This window comes from Nocardia sp. N2S4-5 (assembly GCF_044628355.1).
Lineage (GTDB): Bacteria > Actinomycetota > Actinomycetes > Mycobacteriales > Mycobacteriaceae > Nocardia > Nocardia wallacei_B.
Genome location: NZ_JBIUPM010000001.1, coordinates 1,496,856 through 1,513,645, shown reverse-complemented (window position 1 = coordinate 1,513,645; position 16,790 = coordinate 1,496,856). Strand labels below are relative to the sequence as shown.

The window sequence follows — 16,790 nt, the reverse complement described above, 5'->3', positions numbered from 1 at the left end:
GCTCGGGCCATCCATCGTCAGTCCCCGGTCGTGGTGGGGCCGAGCGCTTTTCGACCGGCGTCGTAGCTGCGGAGGGCCGCGCCCACGGCCGCGGCGACGGTGACCTCGAAGATCTGTTCCTCGGTGTGGCCCGCGGCTGTGAGCCGGGCGATATCGGCGTCGGTGAGGCGGTAGGAGGCGTCGCGGACGGTGGCCGCGTAGGACTGCCACGGCTCGGGCAGCGGGGTACCGGCCGCGGCGGCGGCGCGCAGGGCGGGGTTGGTCCGCGCCGGTGCGTCGAGCACGGTGTGACGCAGGTCGGCGACGGCGTCCCCGTGGTCGGTGACTGTGCCGTCGGCGAGCAGGAAGGACGGGAAGCGGTAGCCGAACCGGTGCAGCGCACGAGTTCCGCTGTGCAACTGGCCCTCTCGGAGGACGAAGCCGAACGCGTTGGCGAGGCGGTTGACGATATTCCACACGAGGTTGACCCGCAGCGCTTCCTGTATCGCGTGCTCGGGCAGATCGGGGAGCGCGGCGGCGATGTCCGGTGTCGCGCTGATCAGGTCGAGGAATTCCCGGATGGCACGCACCTGCGGCCGGGCCGAGGCGGGATCGTCCGGGTCGATCTCGCCGTGACCGGCGATGCGGGTCAGTTCGGTGTGGGAGTCGATGCAGAACGGGCAGCGGTGCAGCCGCGCGGTGCTCGCCGCGAGGTATTCGCGTTCCGCGGCGGTCCAGTAGGAGGGCCCGCGCATGGCGTCGGCGGCGAGGTCGAGCAGCGGCCGGGTGAGAAAGCCGGGCCGGTACAGCAGCATCTTCACCATATCGGGGCTGTCCACCCGCGAGACCGCGGAGGTGAACCCCATGAAGAGCTTGGCGCGGCGGCGGTGGCCGTGGTCGAGGAGGGACAGTCTCATCGGGACTCCGTGCTGTCGAGTTCGTGGATCCGGCCGGACAGGAAGCGCCGGTCGGCGGGGGTAGCGGCGAGTTCGAGCGCACGCCGGTACGCCGCGACCGCGTCGGCGGTGCGGCCGAGGCGTCGCAGCAGGTCGGCGCGGGTGGCGTGAAACAGGTGGTAGCGGTCGAGTCCGTCGATCCGGTCGACCAGTGTCAGCCCGTCCGCAGGGGTGGTGGTCATCGCCACGGCGACGGCGTGATTGAGCGCCACCACCGGCGAGGGGGCCACCGCGAGCAACTGCTCGTAGAGCGCGGCGATGCCCGGCCAGTCGGTCTCGTCGGCGGAGACCGCCTGGGCGTGCAGGGCGGCGATCGCCGCTTGCAACTGGTACGGGCCCGGCCTGCCCAGCCGCAGCGCCCGGTCCAGCAGCCCGACGGCCTGGGCGATCTCGGCGCGATCCCAGCGGGACCGGTCCTGGTCGGCCAGCAGCACCACGTCGCCGGACGAGTCGTGGCGGGCGGCGCGGCGCGAATCATGCAGCAGCAGTAGCGCGGTCAGGCCGAGTGCTTCCGGTTCGTCGGGCATGAGGGCGGCGACGAGTTCGGCGAGTCGGATGGCCTCCTTCGGCAGTGTCCGGTGTTCGGGGCGGTCGGGGTCGGCGGTGTAGCCCTGGGTGAAGATCAGGTAGATCACCGCGAGCACCCCCGAGAGCCGCTCGGGGAGTGCGGCGTCCGCGGGGACCGTGAGACCGATACCGGCGTCGCGGATCTTCCGTTTCGCCCGCACCAGGCGTTGCGCCAGAGCCGATTCGCCGATGAAGAACATCCGGGCGATCTGCTGCGCGGTCAGCCCGGCCACGGCCTGCAGGGTGAGCGCGATCCGCGCCTCCTCGGCGAGGGCGGGATGACAGCAGGTGAAGATCAGGCTCAGCCGCTCGTCTCCCACCCGGAGCAGGCCGTCCTCGCCGACGTTTGTCATGGTCACCGCCTCGGGCGCGCCGAGCCGCGCCAGTTTCTCCCGGCCGACCCGCGCCCGCCGCAGCCGGTCGGTCGCGCTGTTGCGGGCCGTGGTCAGCAGCCACGCCACGGGGTCGTCCGGACCCGATGCGTCCCAGCTGCGCAGCGCGTGCGCGCACGCGTCCTGCAGCGCGTCCTCGGCGAGTTCGAAGTCGCCGAGGACGCGGATCAGCGCGGCGAGCAGCAGGGTCCGGTGCTCGCGGTAGACCCGCTGCAGGACGGGTGCGCTCATTCGGCCGTGGCCGGTCGGTGGTCCAACCCCGGCACGGTGACGATCGGCCGGACCTCGATGCCGCCCGGTTCGGCCAGCGGGCACAATGCGGCCAGTTCGAGGGCCTCGTCGAGGTCGCGGCAGTCGAGCACGTAGACGCCGCCGAGATGCTCGTGGGTTTCGGCGTACGGGCCGTCGGTGATCAGTGTCCGCCCGTCGCGCACGCTGACGGTGGTGGCGGTGCGCTCGTCGCGCAGCGGGTGCCCGGAGACGAACACCCCGCGCCGGCGGCACTCGTCGGCGAACGCGTTCACCCTGGCCAGGGCCTCGGCGAAACCCGGATCGTCCGGCTCGGGCCGCACGCAATCGTAGATCAGCAGCAGGTACTGCATCGGTTCCTCCACTCACCGGAACAGGGGTCGGTAGAACAGTCGGTCGCAGAGAATGACGAACAGGTCGACCGTATCTCGACACCCGCGCCCGATTTCTTTGTTCGCTCCGATCGCACGCATTCGCTCCGGACGGTCGCCGGAGCCGCCGCGCTCGGTGTGCTCGCGGTCGGTCAGGCGAGGGGACCGGCCGTGCAGGAGACGGTGGCGAAGGCCGCCCAGAGTAGCGGCGAGTGCTCGATGGCGCCGGTCTCCCGCCAGGCCGTCAGGCGTTCGCGCTGCCAGGCGGACAGGGCGGCGATCGGGTCGGGTCGTTCGTGGGCGGCGTCGACCGCGCACACGACATCCTGGAGCGGGGTCGCGGCGGCGGCGCCGGCGAGGCGCTGGAAGGCCAGGTCCGTGGGGAGCGCCCAGCGGGTCGCCGTGACCAGTTCCGCGCCGCCGTTGATCATCGCGGCGACCAGGCCCAGGGCCTCGGTGAAGCGCAGGTCGCCGCCGCTCTCACAGGCGATGAGCGCGACTCGGCTGGGGATGGGCCACAGATCCTGTCCCGCAACGGGTTCGGCCGCCAGCGTGTGGGTGCCCAGCAGCAGATCCTTCGCCGACAGCGGCCGGTGGCCGCGCAGCGGACGGGCGAAGCCGGTGGTGTCGGCGGTGCAGGCGAGATGGAGTTCGGCGTTCTCGCTGCGGCCGGATTCCGGCGCTTCGGCGGTGACATGACCGACGTAGAGCAGCCGGGCGGCGCCGTCGCGCAGCAGCGCGCTGAGCCGGTCACGATCGAGGTCGGTGCGGCGGAAGGCTTCCGGCGCTGTCTCGGCCGCGGGCCGTAGCCGTTGGCGCGCAAGGTATTCGGCCACACGCCCGGCCAATGGCGTGGCGGGATCGGGCCGCCCGAGTACCGAGCCCAGTTCCGAATCGGCCCGGAAGCCCGGCATGCGCGGGTCGAGCACCGCCACCACGGGCAGGTCACGATCGGCGGCCCAGGAACGGGCGATGCGGTCCGGGGCGTGCACGATGCTCGCGGGGGCGAGCATGCTGACGTCGGCGATGTCGACCAGCCGCAGGCTGGGATCGGGCGCGATCAGCTCCCACGGCACCTGCGCCACCCGCGGTGACGGCTGCCACCGGATGTGCGGGCGGATGCCGCGCATCAGGAAGCTCGTGCAACTGAATCGCCAGCCCCTGCGGGAGCAGCGCGCGGCTGAGTGCCTGTGCCAGAGCGTATTCCGTTTCCCGGTCGGCGAAATCGCCCGTGGTGAGGGCGTGTTCGAGACCGCCCGGGCGCGCGGGGTCCGGCAGTGCCGCCGCGAGCCGGTGCACGGCCGCGTCGACGTCGGCGCCGGGCAGCATGCTCGCGCCCGGGCTCGAGGTACCGCCGAGCCAGCGCCAGGACATGTACAGGTCGTCGGCGTCGGCCATCCGCACGAGCACCGTCGGCTGCGCGCCGGTCATGCCGGTATCACCCGGTCGTCCCGCACCGCCCGGCCATAGCGCTGTTCGGCGGCGGTGATGTAGGCGTCCAGCGCGATGTGGCCGTCCGGGGCGACCGCGAGTCGCGGCGGCGGGCCGACCGGCAGCCCGGCGGCGGCCGCTACCTGCGCCAGCGCCGAGCCCAGCCGCAGTGAGCCCGCGCCGGGGTCGGCGGGAGGTTCGGGCGGCGGTGGGGGCGGATCGAACGGCAACCGCGCCGGTGCGGTGTCCGTGATCGCTGCCCGGTCCAGAGCGGTTCCGGCACATTGGGTTTCGATCAGATCGGCGATGAGTTGCCCGTCACCGCACCGGTAGGCGAAGCGGAACGCCAGCCGCAGCGCGGGGGCGGCCATCTCGCGGTTCCACTGCTCGCGCTGGCCGCCGTCGCGGAAGCTGTAGCGCACGGCGTCGATGGCGAGGGCGGAGGTGACGGCCAGATCGCGGGCCAGCGCGAGCGCCTCGGGCGGCGGCGGGGTGACCAGGTCCGGGATGATCATGTCCCAGAGCGACGCGTGCCAGAAATCGACTCGCGCACACTGCAAGCCGAGACCGCGCGCCGCGTACGCGGCGTAGGCCGCCGCGAGCAGCGCCTGACCGTCTCCGACTCGCCCATGCGCGAAATCGAGTGTGGCCAGGCGGATCCGGACTCCGGAAGCCTCGAGCACCGCGCCGGAGCCCTCGAAGTAGGCGAGGGCGCGCCGATAAACCTGCTCGACGTGCTCGAGGTCGCCGTGCCGCTCGGCCAGGAACGCCGACAGTTGTAGCCCGAGCCCGGCGCGATAGCCGAGACCGGCCGCCTCGAAATGGCGCTGAGCGGTCCGCAGATGCGGTTCGGCCTCGTCGTGGCGGCCCAGCCGGGCGTACATCATCGCGAGCGTCTGCCGCATCTCGGCGGTTCCGTTCACATCGTCTGCGACCTCGAACGCGGCCAGTGCCTGATGCGCGAAGTCGAGGCCGAGTTCGCCGCGCCCGGACTCGAAGTGGGCCGCCGCGAGATTCCCCAGCGGGTGGCCGCGCAACTGGGGCGCCGAGCGCGTGGTGACTTCCAGCGAGTCGGTGGCCAGTGTGATCGCCTGCGCCCATCGACTGCGGTGCATCGCGACGGCGGTGAGCGAGATCAGGCAGGAGACGCGCAATGTGGCGAGGTCGCTGTGCCCCTCGAGCAGGTCACGCGCCTGCTCCAGCGCGGCCTCGGCGGCGTCCAGGTCGCCGACGTGCTGCAGGGCCTGCGAATAGTTGATCAGGGTGGAGGCGCGCTTCTCGGTCGCGTCGTCCGGGATCTCGGCGAGTGCGGCCCGGAAACCGGTGATCGCGCCGGTGTGATCGCCGAGCTCGTCCCGCATGCTTGCCGCGTTGATCAGGGCGCTGACCCGCACGCCGCCGGTGGTGGTGCGGGCGGCGTCCGCGAAGATGCGCAGGGCCTCGGCGACCTCGCCACGAGCGTGGGCCGCGGCGCCCTCGTGGAGCAGTTCGACGCCGGGAGGCACGCTGTCCTCGGTGTCCATCAGAAGTCCTGATCCGTTGTGGCGGCGTCGATTTCGGCCAGCAGTGGCGCGTCTCCCGACTCCGGTGGGTGCAGGGCGGCGCGGAGCCGATTCGCGGCGAAGTCCCGGATGCGGCGGCGGGCGGCCGGTCCGTGCGGGTCGTCCGCCGCTGGGGGGTTCCGTATCGGCGACGGACCGACGCCCGGGACGTAAATATCCACGCCGACAACATCTTCCGCCTCGGTGACGGCTGTGCCCGTCCAGGTGTCACCGTCCGGGTGCAGGGTGAGGTCCAGTGTGGCGGTGGGGGTGGTCGCGACGCGGGCGCGGGGCCACAGATGAGCGGGTACGCCGGGATCGAATCGCGGGGCGGCGACCGCCGCGACGCCGAGGGTTGTCACACCGGAATCCCTGGTGAGACGCCAGGATACGGCGGATTCCGACGCATCCAGGATGCCGGGCGGGCAGCGTAGCCAGTCCCATCCGGTGGTGCCCGTGGCGAGAATCAGTCCGGCGGGTCCCGCTGCTGTCGAGGGTCCCGCTGCCAGGGCGTAGTCCCGCCGCGCGGCGGCTACGGGCGAAACATTCTGGGCGAGTAGGGCATCCGCACCCTCCACGATCATCTCGCAGGCCTCGCTGAGTTGCGCGAGGTCCTGATCGAGCACGCGCGCGTCGAGGACCGGGATGCCGTCGATGGTCGACGCGGGCCACCAGTGGGCCGCCCAGAGCGCGTAACCGAGACGCCGTGCGCTGTCGGCCAGCTCGGGAAGGGCTGGGGCCGAGGGTATTTCGCCCACGTGCCCGTCGGCGACGGCCACCGCGACCGGTTCGCCGTAGACGGCCCACAGCCAGTCCTGGGCGGCCGCGGGATCGTGCAGCACGGCCGCCGGAGTGCGCTGACCGGAGAGCAGGCCCCACGACAGATGGCCGCCCACGACCTCCAGCACGAGTGTGTCCAGGCTCGGTTCCGGGTCGCGGACGGTCGGTGCGTCGGCGGGGGAGAGGGTGACGACACCGTCGTCGTGGCGGAGGAATACGGGTCCGGGCATCAGCTCGCCCTCGATTCCGCCGAATCGGGCGCCGTGTCAGCGTGATTCGCGCTCAAAGCCTTCTTGACTCGCGCCCGGTGATCGAGGATGACCGACCGGGCCACCCCGTCGAGCAGATCCCACAGCTCGCCGGCCTCGAGCACCGGCGCCTCCCGGACATCGCGTCCGTGCAGGCGGACCCACAAACGCCGCAGATACGGCCGCCACGGCCGCCGGAGTTCGGCCGCGATCACGGCGAGCGGGTCCGCGGCGGTACCGGTCTCGTGCACGGCGAGGCGACGCGCCTGCAACACGTACGCCTCCCGCCGCCAGCGCCCGTTGACCGCGCGATGCGCCGCGGTGCCCCGTGACGACGAATTCGGTTGCGGCTGTTCATATGCCGTCACGGAGGCGACGCCGACCGCCGCCACCGGACCGGGCTCGAGTGCGGCACGTGCCGCGAGCGGGGCGAGGCCCAGCGCCAGTTCCACTCCCGCGGCGGCGGCGACCCGCAGCGACTCGTCCAGCAACGCCCACGGCGCACAGCTGCGGGCGATCTCCGCGGTGACCAGCTCCGGAATCGCGGGCAGGTCGGCGCGCTCGGTGGAGGCCTGCAACACCGTGAAGACACGTTCGCAGACCGTGCGATCGAACGGCCGTCCCATGGTCGCGGTCGAGGCCGTCGCGCCCAGTGCGGGCGCGGCGGGCAGCGGGTGCGCGGTCAGGCCGAGTTCCTGCGCCGAATGGCCGGAGTCGTTGTACCACAGGGTGATTCCGGACCGGGCGCCCGCGTGCGCGGCCACCAGGTCGTCCCATTCGCGTTCCCCGGACCCGCTCGGCGAATCCTGCTCCGCACAGGCGTCGAGCAGCGCGGCCAGCGCGGCGGCGTGGCCGGACGACGCGGCGGCGGGCCGCGGACGCCGTCGCCACGCCGTCTCGATCAGGGCCGAAAGTTCGGCGCGACGAGACGGGTCGGCGAGATGCTCCCGCAGCGCCTGCGTGGTCCGGCCCGCCGCGACATGGTGGATCTCGCGCAGCGCGGCCGCGGCGGCGGGCTCGTCACGCACCGGATCCGGATGCCCAGAGACCGTGGCGAGTTCGAAACACCGCTGGAAATACAGGTCCTGGGGATGGCCCTCGGTGATGCGCGCGGCGCGGCGGACCCGCTTGAGCAGAACGAACCAGGCCGCGGTGGCGCGCAAGACGTCGGCCGCGGCGTGGACGCGGGCCGCGAGCAGGGTCGCGCCGTCCGCCGTCAGCATCGGCCCGGCGCAGGCGGGATGCTGGACGGGCCGGATCACCAGCGGGTCGAGGATCAGCTTGACGGTGCGGCGCAATGGCCCGCCCTGGGGGCCGCTGAGCGCCTCGACGCCTCGCATCTCGCGCCACACCTCGTCGAGCACCATGGCGCGCGGTCGTCGCATTCGGCCAGGTTAACCCACTACCGCCGGTTCGGTGCAGCCCGAAACCTGGGATCGGTAGGCGGCCAATCCTTCCTACCTTTCTGGCACGGCCCGATCGCAGGGCCGGACCGACAACGAAGGAACGACAAACCATGAACGCCAAGCAGATCCGGATCACCGCCGCCGCCCTCGCCGCCGCCGGGCTCACCCTGTTCGTCAGCGCCTGCGGCGACGATTCCGCCGACTCCGCCCAGCCGACCTCGGCGCGGACCTCCGCCGCGGCTCCCGCGAGCCCCGCTCCGGGCGGCAAGTCGGCCGCCCTGGTCGGCGGCAAGGCCCTCGACGGGAAATTCGAGACCACCTGTGTCTCGCAGGGCGGTGTGCTCGCCCTCGCGCTGACCGACACCGACAACCCCACCTACGGGCAGCTCAGCGTCAGCGCCACCGTCACCGGCGACGGCACCGTGCAGGCCGTCGGCATCGCGGGCAGCAAGGGCGGCTCGTCGGGCATGCCCTACGCCGTCGGCTACGGCAACGGGCAGCCCGGCGGCTCGGCCAAGTCCGTCAAGGACGGCAACACCTACAAGGTCACCGGCGAGGGCGTCGCGGCCCCCGACATGACCAACCCGATGGCCGGCCCGGCCACCGCCACCTTCGACATCACCTTCGCCTGCGCGTCCATCGTCAACGGCTGACCCGGTAAGGAATCCATCATGCGTACGACAGTGCGGGCCGTTGCTCTCGGCTTCGCCGTTCTCGCGACCGGCGTCTACCTGTGGCACGGCCTGACCTACGAGACCGGCAGTCCGTGGGAGCCCGGCTTCGTCGCTTGGCTGAACGGCCTGCTGGCGCTGCCGATCATCGCCGGCACGGGCGTGGTGCTGGCCTTCGCGTTCACCGGCGACGGCGTGCTGTCGGCGCTCACCGGCCGCAACAGCGCCGAGTTCCGCGACGGGCTGGTCGGCATCGGCACCGTCAAGTCCTTCCGCCAGACCGGGCTCACCGTCAACGACCAGCCCCAGATCCGCATCGAGTTCGGCGTCGAGGGCGCCGGCGGCGAGGTCTTCGACTCGGTCGCGAAGGCGATCGTGCCGGTGACCGAGCTGGCGTTGCTGCGGCCCGGCGTCGTGCTCCCGGTGCGCTATCGGCCCGGCCGCACCGACAAGGTGGAACTGGACCTGTCCGGGGACGCCGTGCAGGCGCAGCGGGCGATGAACGAGGCCATGCTGCGCAAGGGCTTCACCACGAAGGCCAAGCTCGACATCGCCGCCCGCGGCGTCGCCGCCCAAGCCGTGGTGCAGTCGCTGTCGGTGCCCGGCGAGATCCGCGACGGCCACTCGAAGGTCGAACTCGGGCTCGCCGTCACCCGGCCCGACGGCAGCACCTTCACCACCCGCGCCGAGAAGTTCCTGCCGCCGACGAGTGTGACCAACGTTCAGGTCGGCCGGATCGTGCAGGTGCACTATCTCCCGGAGAACGAGCAGGAGGTGGTGCTCGCCATCCCGCTCAACGCCTGACCAGTAGCCGAATATCCCGGAGTCCTTGCGACACCGGGATATTCGCGTGCCGGTGACCGGTCAGCGGCGGCGGGACGGACGGGTGGGGGCCGGGTGGGCCAAGCGGCCGTCGTCGGCTTGCGCGCCGGCCTGTTTCAGCCGCCGCAGTACCGGCGACAGTTCGAAACTGTGCACGCCGTCGAGGGCCGCCATGCGGGTGGTGACGTAGCGGTACAGGTCGTCGGCGTTGCGGCAGGAGAGCACGGCGCACAGGTTGAAGGGGCCGGTGATGGCGGCGGCGTAACCGGTCTCGGGCTGGGCCGCGACGGCCTCCCCGACGCTGTCCAGACGCGCGGGCGTGACACCGAGCCACAGGAAGGCGATCAGCGCGGCGCCCGGCGCGGCGGGGGCGATGTCCAGGTCGAAATACAGGATGCCGGCCGCCTCCAGCGCCGCGATGCGCCGGGTGACGCGGCCGATCGACATACCGGTCGCGCGGGCCAGCGTCGAATAGCCGGCGCGGCCGTCGCGCGCCAGCAGGTCCAGCAGGACGAAGTCCGCCTCGCGCAGGCGGGGATCGTCGTCGGAGCCGTCCGCCGCCGCGGGCGCCGGTGCGGCCGTCGCGTGGCGTCGCCCCCGCCAGTCCTTGACGTCGCGGCCGACGAACCGGTGCAGGATCATCGAGGCGGCGATGTCGTGCACCGGGGCGCTGCGCTGCAAACGCTGCACCAGCAGATCGTCCCGATCCCGGCCGCTGCGCGGATGCAGCGAGAAGATCACCTCCGCGCCCGCGGCGGCAATGCTGACCCAGGCGGCGTCGTGGCGTTTCGCCAGCGCCTCGGCGACCTGCTGGGCACCGTCCGGGCGGCATCGCACCCGCACGATCCAGTCGTTCTCGCCGAGCGCGGGCGAGTCCACCGCGCCGATCACGCGCACCACCCCGTCGCGGCGCAACCGCCGGTACCGGCGCGCCACCGTCTGCTCGGCGACACCGAGATCGGCCGCGACCCCGCTGAACGGGCGACGCGGATCCAGTTGCAACGCGTGCACGATTTGCCTGTCCAGCGCGTCCAGGGTGGACAAGTTGTGCATCGGATCGTCCCGCATGGGAGGAAATGTACGCCGAATGGCCGCGAAAGCGAGGGAAACAGGTCCGGCTCCGGATACTCGACGTCCCATCGAAGACATCGAAATATCCGGAAGGACAACGGCTTTGCGAAAATGGCTACCACTCACGACGGTGTGCCTGGGCACCTTCGTGCTCCTCATCGACGTCACCATCGTGAACGTCGCGCTCCCCGACATGCAGCGCGACCTGGGCGCGTCGTTCGCCGCACTGCAGTGGGTCGTGGACGGCTACGCGCTGGCCATGGCCGCGCTGATGCTCGGCGCCGGAACCGTCGCCGACCTGATCGGGCACCGCCGCACCTACCTCGCCGGACTGGCCCTGTTCTCGGCCGCCTCGCTGGTGTGCGGGATCGCGGCGAATCCGGCGCTGCTCATCGCCGCCCGAGTGGTACAGGGCATCGGGGCGGCCGCCATGTCCTGCACCACTTTCGCGCTGCTCAACGGTTCCTACTCGGGCCGCGACCGGGCCGCCGCGTACGGGTTGTGGGGCGCGGTCGCGGGCGCGTCGTCGGCGGTGGGACCGATCGTGGGCGGCGTCCTCACCGACCTCGCGTCGTGGCGGTGGATCTTCTTCGTGAATCTGCCGGTCGGCGCGGTCGCGATCGCGTTGTGCGCGTGGGTGTTCGACAACGATCGGGCACCGCGGCGCGGGCGGATCGATGCGGCGGGCATCGCGACCTTCACCGGCGCGGTCGCCGCACTCACCTACGCACTCGTCCGCGCCGGTGAGCACGGGTGGTCGGACGCGGGCACGCGCGGGATGCTGGTGGCCGCGGTGGTCGGCCTGGCCGCCTTCGTCGCCGTCGAACGGCGTGCGCCCCACGCGATGTTCGACCTCGGGCTGCTGCGCGATCGCTCGTTCACCGGCGTGCTGCTCGCCGGGGGCGCGCTGTTCTTCGCCGCATTCGGCGCCCTGATGTACACCCAGATCTGGATGCAGTCGGTACTCGGGATGAGCGCGATCCAGGCCGGGCTGGTCGGACTTCCCTTGTCCGCCATGGCATTCGTGGTCTCCGGCGCGATCGGCCGGTTCCTGCACGGCCCGAACGCCGGGCGCGTCATCGGCGGCGGATTGCTCGTCATCGGCGTCGGGGGACTGGCCGGGGCGCTGCTGATGCACGACGATTCCGGTTGGCCCGCACTGGTTCCCGGCTTCCTGGCGATCGGTCTGGGTGTGGGGCTGGCGACCGCGACGCTGGGATCGGCCGCGACCGCGGCGGTGTCGTGGGAGCGTGCCGGAATGGCAACGGGCGCCTTGAATACCGCGCAGCAGCTCGGCTTCACCATCGCCGTCGCCACGCTCGGCAGCGCCTTCACCGGACGAGCCGCGGCGGTGCTGGCCGAACACCGGGTCCCGGACCCGGACGCCACGGCACGGGCCGTCGCGGGCGGGCAGGCGCCCGTCCTGCTGGCGCACGCGCCGGGGCTGCAGGAGGCCGTGCGAGCCGGTGCGGCGGCAGGGGTACAGGGCGTGCTCGCGGTCGGCGGGCTGGTCGGTGTGCTCGGTGCGGCTGCGGCGTTCGTACTGATGCGGTCGCGGGGCGGCGAACGGTCAGAACCGGACGCGCTCGCGCCAGGCGGTGAGTACCGCGAGGTCGCCGAAGGTGTCCAGACTCGCAGTGTCGGCGGGGATTCGGCGCAGGAGTAGGAGGAAGAGGTCCGTGGCGGTGCCCCGGAGGGTGAGTGTGGCCGGGGCACCGCTGTCGGTGAATGTGATGCGGTCCCCGGATCGGTGGATCGTCCAGGTGTCGTCGGTATCGCGAGTGTCCAGCCGCAGACTCGTGCCCTCGTCGAGGGCGGTCCCGAGATGCGGGACCCACGCGACGACGCCGAGAAATTCGGAGAGACCGTCGGCGGCCAGCGCCGGGGCGAGGACGAATTCGCGGCCGAGGGCGAGCGTGGCGTCCGCGCGGTGCACGGTCGCCTCGTGCAGGAGTCGGCGCACCCACCACACCGCCGGGCGCACGGTGCCGGTCGTGGTCCAGACCGGGGTGTCGTCCCCCGCGGTCGCGAGGTTGTCGAGCATCGCGCGAGGGCCGCCGCGCAGCCAGCGGGCGGCCTCGTCCGGGTCGTGCGGGCGGCGGATGCCGGGCACCTCGCGGATGTCGATCGGCGCGGTGGTCCGGGCGGCGATGATCGCCGCGGCCCACCGGGTAGCGCGGCCCACGTGGGCGACGAGGTTCGCCAGGGTCCAGTCCGGGCAGGTCGGAACGGGCGTCGCCGGGTCGGCGGACAGGTACAGGTCGGCGAGGAGATCGGTCTCGCTCAGCAGCGCGTCGCGACGAGCCGCCGTATCCAGGACAGTCACGGATTCGACGCTAGCTCAACATGTTTCGTGCGTGGCGGTAATTCACTGTCCGGTGGTGCGCAGGAATTCGAGTAGTTCATCGAGGGCGCGGCGGGCTTCCGGGATGTCCTTCATGATCCAGTTGTGGAACATGCCGGGGTATTCGCGCAGGTCGACCGGGACGCCCGCCGCCTGGCCGAGGTCCGCGACGCGTCGCGCGTCGGGGAGCAGGATGTCGCGGTGTCCGATGAAGACCATGATCGGGGCGAGGCCGCTGAGGTCGGCGAACGCGGGGCTGATGTGCGGATCGTCCAGCGCCAGCCCGGCCGCGTACCAGCGGCCCGCCTGCTGCAGCCCCGTGACCCCGAGTTCGGGATCGCGGTCGTCCAGCGCCAGCAAGAGCGGATCGTCCGTGGCGAGATCGATCCACGGTGAGAACAATGCCAGGGCGCGCGGTTGCGGCTGCCCGCGTTCGCGGAGATGGCGGGCCAGCGTGAGCGCGAGAGTGCCACCGGCCGAATCGCCGAAGACGATCCGGTCGCCGGGCGCGACCTCGCCGACGGCCCGGGCGTAGGCCTGCTCGACCATGGGCACGATCGCGCGATGGTCGTGTTCGGGCGCCAGAGGATACATCGGCAAGGTGTAGGTGCAGCCGAGCCGGTCGACCATCCTGGCCGCGAAACGCCAGTGATGTGCCTCGGGCGCCTCGACGAATCCGCCGCCGTGCATGTGGAAGATGTGCCACGGCGACCGCGGCCCGCCGCGCGGCGTGATCGTGAACACGTCACGGCCGTCGACCACGGTACGGCTCACCTCGTGGCTGTCGGCCAGCCGCCGCGGCGGCCGGGACCGCTCCGGCGCCTGATGGTGCGCCAGGTTCGCGCGCATGACGGCGGGGTCGGCGTAGAACCGCTTGTTCCGCTGCCACCGCATCCGCGCGATGGTCGCCCGCGCCCGCCATGACGTCATAGCCCCGCCTCTCCGACCGCGACACCCCGGTGAACAGGGGCAAGGTTAGTCGAGTTCGTAACGATCACCGCCGTTCCGGCCCCGCCGCGACGAGTTTCGGCCGCCGCGCCGGTCTTACCTGTCGAAGGCGTTCTCTGCGAGCGCACCGGTCCGATCGAGGAGTCACCGCGGATGAACCCGACTACCGTTCTCGTCCCGCCGTCGCTGGAGCGGGACCTGGCCGCCCTGCGGCAACCGCTGTTCGCCTACTGCTACCGGATGCTCGGGTCCGTGCTCGAGGCGGAGGACGCCGTACAGGACACGATGATGCGGGCGTGGCGATCCGCGGGCGGCCTGGCCGACCCGGCCGGACTGCGGCCCTGGGTGTATCGCATCGCGACCAACGTGTGCATCGACGCGGCCGGGGAACGGCGACGGCGCGCGCTGCCGATGGATCTGGTCGCGGCAGCGGACCCGCATGGCGGCCTGGGCCCGGCGCTGCCGGAATCGACCTGGCTGCAACCGTTTCCGACCGCCCCGGCCGACGATCCCTCGGAGCGGGCGATCTCGCGGGAGTCGGTGCGGCTGGCCTTCGTCGCCGCCCTCCAGCATCTGCTGCCGCGCCAGCGCGCCGTGCTCATCCTGCGTGACGTGCTGTGCTGGCGGGCGGCCGAGGTCGCCGATCTACTCGACACCAGCGTGGACGCGGTCAACAGCATGTTGCGCCGCGCCCGCTCGGCCCTCGCGGCGGCGCCGGCGGACCCCGGTGCGACCGAACCGGTCGACACCGGGCTGCTCGAACGCTACGTCACGGCCTTCGAGCGCTTCGACATCGACGGCATCGTCTCGCTGCTGCGGCACGACGCCGTGATCGACATGCCGCCGGTGGCGTTCTGGCTGTCCGGCCGGGAAGCGTTCCGGCGCTGGCTGATCGAATCCGACCTCGGTTGCCGGGGCAAGCGGCTGGTGCCGATCGAGGCCAACGGCTGCCCGGCGGTGGCCGTGTACCGGGACCACGGCGGCCGCTTCGAGGCCGTGGGCATCCAGGTGCTGGAATGCGCGGGCGGCGAGATCGTGGCGCTGCACGCCTTCCTGCAGCCGGAGCTGTTCCCGGTGTTCGGACTGCCCGCCACGCTCGGCTGACGACGACCGCGACGAGTTTCCGGCACGCGGCCGGTTGTGGAAGGTATGGTCGACGAAATTCTCCTACCGCCTCCGGTCTCCGAGCGGCGGACGCTACACCCCGGGGCGATTCTCGCGCTGATGTGCGGCGCCCAGTTCATCATCACCCTCGACATCGCCATCGTGAACGTGGCCCTGCCCGCCATCCAGATCGATCTCGGGCTGGCGCCCGGCGACCTGCAATGGGTGGTGATCACCTACGTCCTGCTGCTGGGCGGTCTGCTGTTGCTCGGCGGGCGCGCGGGTGATCTGCTCGGCCGCCGCCGGATGCTGCTGGCGGGCTTGTCGCTGTTCGCGGTCGCCTCGCTCACCGCCGGCATCTCGGCGTCGTTCGCGCAGCTGGTGGCGTCGCGGGCGATGCAGGGCGTCGGCGCGGCACTGGCCGCTCCGGCCGCGCTCGCGGTGCTCGTCGCGACGTTCTCGGAGGGCACCGCGCGCACCAAGGCGCTCGGCGTGTTCGGCGCGGCGGGCGGCAGCGCGGCCTCCGTCGGCGTCGTGGTCAGTGGCGCGCTGACCGCCGGGCCCGGCTGGCAGTGGGTCTTCTTCATCAACGTGCCCATCGTCGCGGCGATGGTGGCGCTGATCGCGAAATATGTTCCCACCGACCGCGGTATCCATCGCGGGCCGTTCGACGCCGCCGGTGCGGTGACGGTGACCGCCGGGCTCGCCGCGGTGGTCTACGCCATCAACAAGAGCGTCGAGCACGGGTGGACGTCGGCGGTGACGCTCGGCTTCCTCGCGGCCGGCGTCGTTCTCCTGGCGGCGTTCGTCGTCGTGGAGCACCGGACGGCGGAGCCGCTGGTGCCGCTGTCGATGTTCCGGCGGCCGACCCTGAACGCCGCGAATCTCGTTGCCGCGCTGGTGTATGCGGCGTTCTTCGCGACGATCTTCCAGGCCTCGCTGCTCATGCAGCAGGTGCTCGGCTACTCGGCGCTGCGCACCGGCGTGGCATATCTCGCGATCGCGGCGACCGCGGTGGTGGTGGCGGCCGGGATCGCGCCGATCATCCTGTCGCGGCTCGGCGCCGGTTGGTCATTGGTTGTCGCGCAAGCGAGTTCGGCGGCCGGGCTGCTGTGGCTCGCCCGCGTGCCGGTGCACGCCGCCTACTGGCCGGACCTGTTCCCCGGATTCCTCGCCGTCGGCGCGGGCGTGGGCCTGTCACTGGTGTCGATCCAGGTCGCCGCGTTCGTCGGCATACCCGAAGAGGTCAGCGGATTGGCCGGCGGCATGGTGGAGACCGCCCGGGAGATCGGCGGCGCGCTGGGAACGGCCGTCGTCGCGGCGGTGGCGATCGCCGTGGCGCGCGGCGTGTCCGGCGGCGGGGCGGTGGCCCTGACCGAGGGCTTCCGGCGCGGCTCCCTGGTCGCCGCGGGCTTCAGCCTGGCGGCGGTCCTCGCCGCGGTCACCGTGGTCCGGCGGGCGGAACGTTCGACCCGCCGCGCGGCCGCCCTCGCCGCGGAGGTACGGGCATGAGCGGCCTGCGCGACGCGGTGTCGCCGACCGGATCGCCGCGGTGCGCGCCGCGGCGACGGGCGTGGGCGTCGACCTCGTGATCAACGCACGTATCGACGCCTACCTGCACAACGGCCCGGGCGCCACACCGGAGGTGATACGCCGAGCCCGGCAGTATCTGTCCGCCGGAGCGGATTGCGTGTACCCCCTCCGCCTGACCGCCCCCGAGACGATCCGAGAACTGGCCACCACCCTCGCCGCCCCCGTCAACGCCAACCTGGCCCCACCCTTCGACGGCACCGCGGCGGCCGCCGCGGCCGGAGCCGCCCGGATCTCCCTGGGCCCCAACGGTTTCCACCGCGCCATGGCCACCTTCACCGACCTGGCCACCACTCTCTTGGGCGCACCTTGACCGGGCC

At 72.2% G+C, this 16,790-nt stretch carries 15 protein-coding genes and 1 pseudogene; 6 read left to right on the top strand and 10 right to left on the bottom strand.

The features are described 5' to 3' along the window. Positions 1-17: 17 nt before the first annotated feature. From ACFMRZ_RS06735 to ACFMRZ_RS06705, 7 genes and pseudogenes are all read right to left on the bottom strand, one after another. Entirely contained in the window at positions 18-896 is an 879-nt protein-coding gene (locus ACFMRZ_RS06735) for a hypothetical protein (RefSeq protein ID WP_400178349.1), read from the bottom strand. Further along, complete coding sequence (locus ACFMRZ_RS06730) at positions 893-2,125, bottom strand: RNA polymerase sigma factor (RefSeq protein ID WP_400178348.1); 1,233 nt, start codon at positions 2,123-2,125, stop codon at positions 893-895. The genes ACFMRZ_RS06735 and ACFMRZ_RS06730 overlap by 4 nt, the downstream gene beginning before the upstream one ends. Further along, positions 2,122-2,496: a YciI family protein gene (locus ACFMRZ_RS06725; RefSeq protein WP_280362867.1), complete on the bottom strand. Its 375-nt coding sequence runs from the start codon at positions 2,494-2,496 to the stop codon at positions 2,122-2,124. Before ACFMRZ_RS06725 ends, ACFMRZ_RS06730 begins: the two co-directional genes overlap by 4 nt. Before the next feature lie 170 nt (positions 2,497-2,666). Next, positions 2,667-3,945: pseudogene (locus tag ACFMRZ_RS06720) on the bottom strand (hypothetical protein). Continuing rightward, positions 3,942-5,468: a tetratricopeptide repeat protein gene (locus tag ACFMRZ_RS06715; protein ID WP_400178347.1), complete on the bottom strand. Its 1,527-nt coding sequence runs from the start codon at positions 5,466-5,468 to the stop codon at positions 3,942-3,944. Before ACFMRZ_RS06715 ends, ACFMRZ_RS06720 begins: the two are co-directional and overlap by 4 nt. Then, the gene (locus ACFMRZ_RS06710; protein WP_400178346.1) at positions 5,468-6,496 is read right to left on the bottom strand and encodes a hypothetical protein; all 1,029 of its coding nucleotides are present in this window, start codon (positions 6,494-6,496) and stop codon (positions 5,468-5,470) included. The genes ACFMRZ_RS06715 and ACFMRZ_RS06710 overlap by 1 nt, the downstream gene beginning before the upstream one ends. After that, entirely contained in the window at positions 6,496-7,881 is a 1,386-nt protein-coding gene (locus ACFMRZ_RS06705; protein WP_400182790.1) for a hypothetical protein, read from the bottom strand. The genes ACFMRZ_RS06710 and ACFMRZ_RS06705 overlap by 1 nt, the downstream gene beginning before the upstream one ends. 149 nt (positions 7,882-8,030) lie before the next feature. Here ACFMRZ_RS06705 and ACFMRZ_RS06700 point away from each other — a divergent pair, with 149 nt between their 5' ends. Continuing rightward, positions 8,031-8,573: a lipoprotein LpqH gene (locus ACFMRZ_RS06700; protein ID WP_280271763.1), complete on the top strand. Its 543-nt coding sequence runs from the start codon at positions 8,031-8,033 to the stop codon at positions 8,571-8,573. An 18-nt stretch (positions 8,574-8,591) separates the two neighbouring features. Continuing rightward, positions 8,592-9,395, top strand: coding sequence for a hypothetical protein (locus ACFMRZ_RS06695; protein ID WP_400178345.1), 804 nt, complete (start codon positions 8,592-8,594; stop codon positions 9,393-9,395). Between the two features lie 60 nt (positions 9,396-9,455). Here ACFMRZ_RS06695 and ACFMRZ_RS06690 read toward each other — a convergent pair whose 3' ends face one another. Next, complete coding sequence (locus tag ACFMRZ_RS06690; protein WP_400178344.1) at positions 9,456-10,481, bottom strand: Lrp/AsnC family transcriptional regulator; 1,026 nt, start codon at positions 10,479-10,481, stop codon at positions 9,456-9,458. Between the two features lie 106 nt (positions 10,482-10,587). Between ACFMRZ_RS06690 and ACFMRZ_RS06685 the strand changes: the two genes are divergently transcribed. Next, a complete protein-coding gene (locus tag ACFMRZ_RS06685) occupies positions 10,588-12,150 on the top strand; it encodes an MFS transporter (protein WP_400178343.1) in 1,563 nt (520 codons plus the stop codon). Here the strand turns inward: ACFMRZ_RS06685 and ACFMRZ_RS06680 are convergent. Both ACFMRZ_RS06680 and ACFMRZ_RS06675 read right to left on the bottom strand, forming a co-directional pair. Then, positions 12,055-12,810 carry a maleylpyruvate isomerase family mycothiol-dependent enzyme gene (locus ACFMRZ_RS06680; protein ID WP_400178342.1) on the bottom strand — a complete coding sequence of 252 codons (756 nt, stop codon included), beginning with the start codon at positions 12,808-12,810 and terminating at the stop codon, positions 12,055-12,057. The two genes, ACFMRZ_RS06685 and ACFMRZ_RS06680, sit on opposite strands and share 96 nt — an antisense overlap. 42 nt (positions 12,811-12,852) lie before the next feature. Further along, positions 12,853-13,758 carry an alpha/beta hydrolase gene (locus ACFMRZ_RS06675; RefSeq protein ID WP_400178341.1) on the bottom strand — a complete coding sequence of 302 codons (906 nt, stop codon included), beginning with the start codon at positions 13,756-13,758 and terminating at the stop codon, positions 12,853-12,855. A 171-nt stretch (positions 13,759-13,929) separates the two neighbouring features. On the opposite strand from ACFMRZ_RS06675, the gene ACFMRZ_RS06670 reads away from it, so the two are divergent. From ACFMRZ_RS06670 to ACFMRZ_RS06660, 3 genes are read left to right on the top strand one after another with little or no spacing between them, the layout of a single operon-like run. Further along, positions 13,930-14,880, top strand: coding sequence for an RNA polymerase subunit sigma-70 (locus ACFMRZ_RS06670; RefSeq protein WP_400178340.1), 951 nt, complete (start codon positions 13,930-13,932; stop codon positions 14,878-14,880). A gap of 45 nt (positions 14,881-14,925) precedes the next feature. Then, positions 14,926-16,392, top strand: coding sequence for an MFS transporter (locus tag ACFMRZ_RS06665; RefSeq protein ID WP_400178339.1), 1,467 nt, complete (start codon positions 14,926-14,928; stop codon positions 16,390-16,392). Positions 16,393-16,423: 31 nt separating this feature from the next. Next, positions 16,424-16,783, top strand: a complete 360-nt coding sequence (locus ACFMRZ_RS06660; RefSeq protein WP_400182789.1) for an isocitrate lyase/phosphoenolpyruvate mutase family protein — start codon at positions 16,424-16,426, stop codon at positions 16,781-16,783. The last annotated feature ends 7 nt before the right edge of the window (positions 16,784-16,790 follow it).

Excerpts from the sequence above, each read along its gene's own strand:
- ACFMRZ_RS06665 (WP_400178339.1), top strand. The coding sequence starts at position 14,926 with ATGGTCGACGAAATTCTCCTACCGCCTCCGGTCTCCGAGCGGCGGACG.
- ACFMRZ_RS06705 (WP_400182790.1), bottom strand. The coding sequence starts at position 7,881 with ATGGTGCTCGACGAGGTGTGGCGCGAGATGCGAGGCGTCGAGGCGCTC.
- ACFMRZ_RS06690 (WP_400178344.1), bottom strand. The coding sequence starts at position 10,481 with ATGCGGGACGATCCGATGCACAACTTGTCCACCCTGGACGCGCTGGAC.
- ACFMRZ_RS06735 (WP_400178349.1), bottom strand. The coding sequence starts at position 896 with ATGAGACTGTCCCTCCTCGACCACGGCCACCGCCGCCGCGCCAAGCTC.
- ACFMRZ_RS06710 (WP_400178346.1), bottom strand. The coding sequence starts at position 6,496 with ATGCCCGGACCCGTATTCCTCCGCCACGACGACGGTGTCGTCACCCTC.
- ACFMRZ_RS06695 (WP_400178345.1), top strand. The coding sequence starts at position 8,592 with ATGCGTACGACAGTGCGGGCCGTTGCTCTCGGCTTCGCCGTTCTCGCG.
- ACFMRZ_RS06730 (WP_400178348.1), bottom strand. The coding sequence starts at position 2,125 with ATGAGCGCACCCGTCCTGCAGCGGGTCTACCGCGAGCACCGGACCCTG.
- ACFMRZ_RS06715 (WP_400178347.1), bottom strand. The coding sequence starts at position 5,468 with ATGGACACCGAGGACAGCGTGCCTCCCGGCGTCGAACTGCTCCACGAG.
- ACFMRZ_RS06700 (WP_280271763.1), top strand. The coding sequence starts at position 8,031 with ATGAACGCCAAGCAGATCCGGATCACCGCCGCCGCCCTCGCCGCCGCC.
- ACFMRZ_RS06670 (WP_400178340.1), top strand. The coding sequence starts at position 13,930 with ATGAACCCGACTACCGTTCTCGTCCCGCCGTCGCTGGAGCGGGACCTG.
- ACFMRZ_RS06675 (WP_400178341.1), bottom strand. The coding sequence starts at position 13,758 with ATGACGTCATGGCGGGCGCGGGCGACCATCGCGCGGATGCGGTGGCAG.
- ACFMRZ_RS06725 (WP_280362867.1), bottom strand. The coding sequence starts at position 2,496 with ATGCAGTACCTGCTGCTGATCTACGATTGCGTGCGGCCCGAGCCGGAC.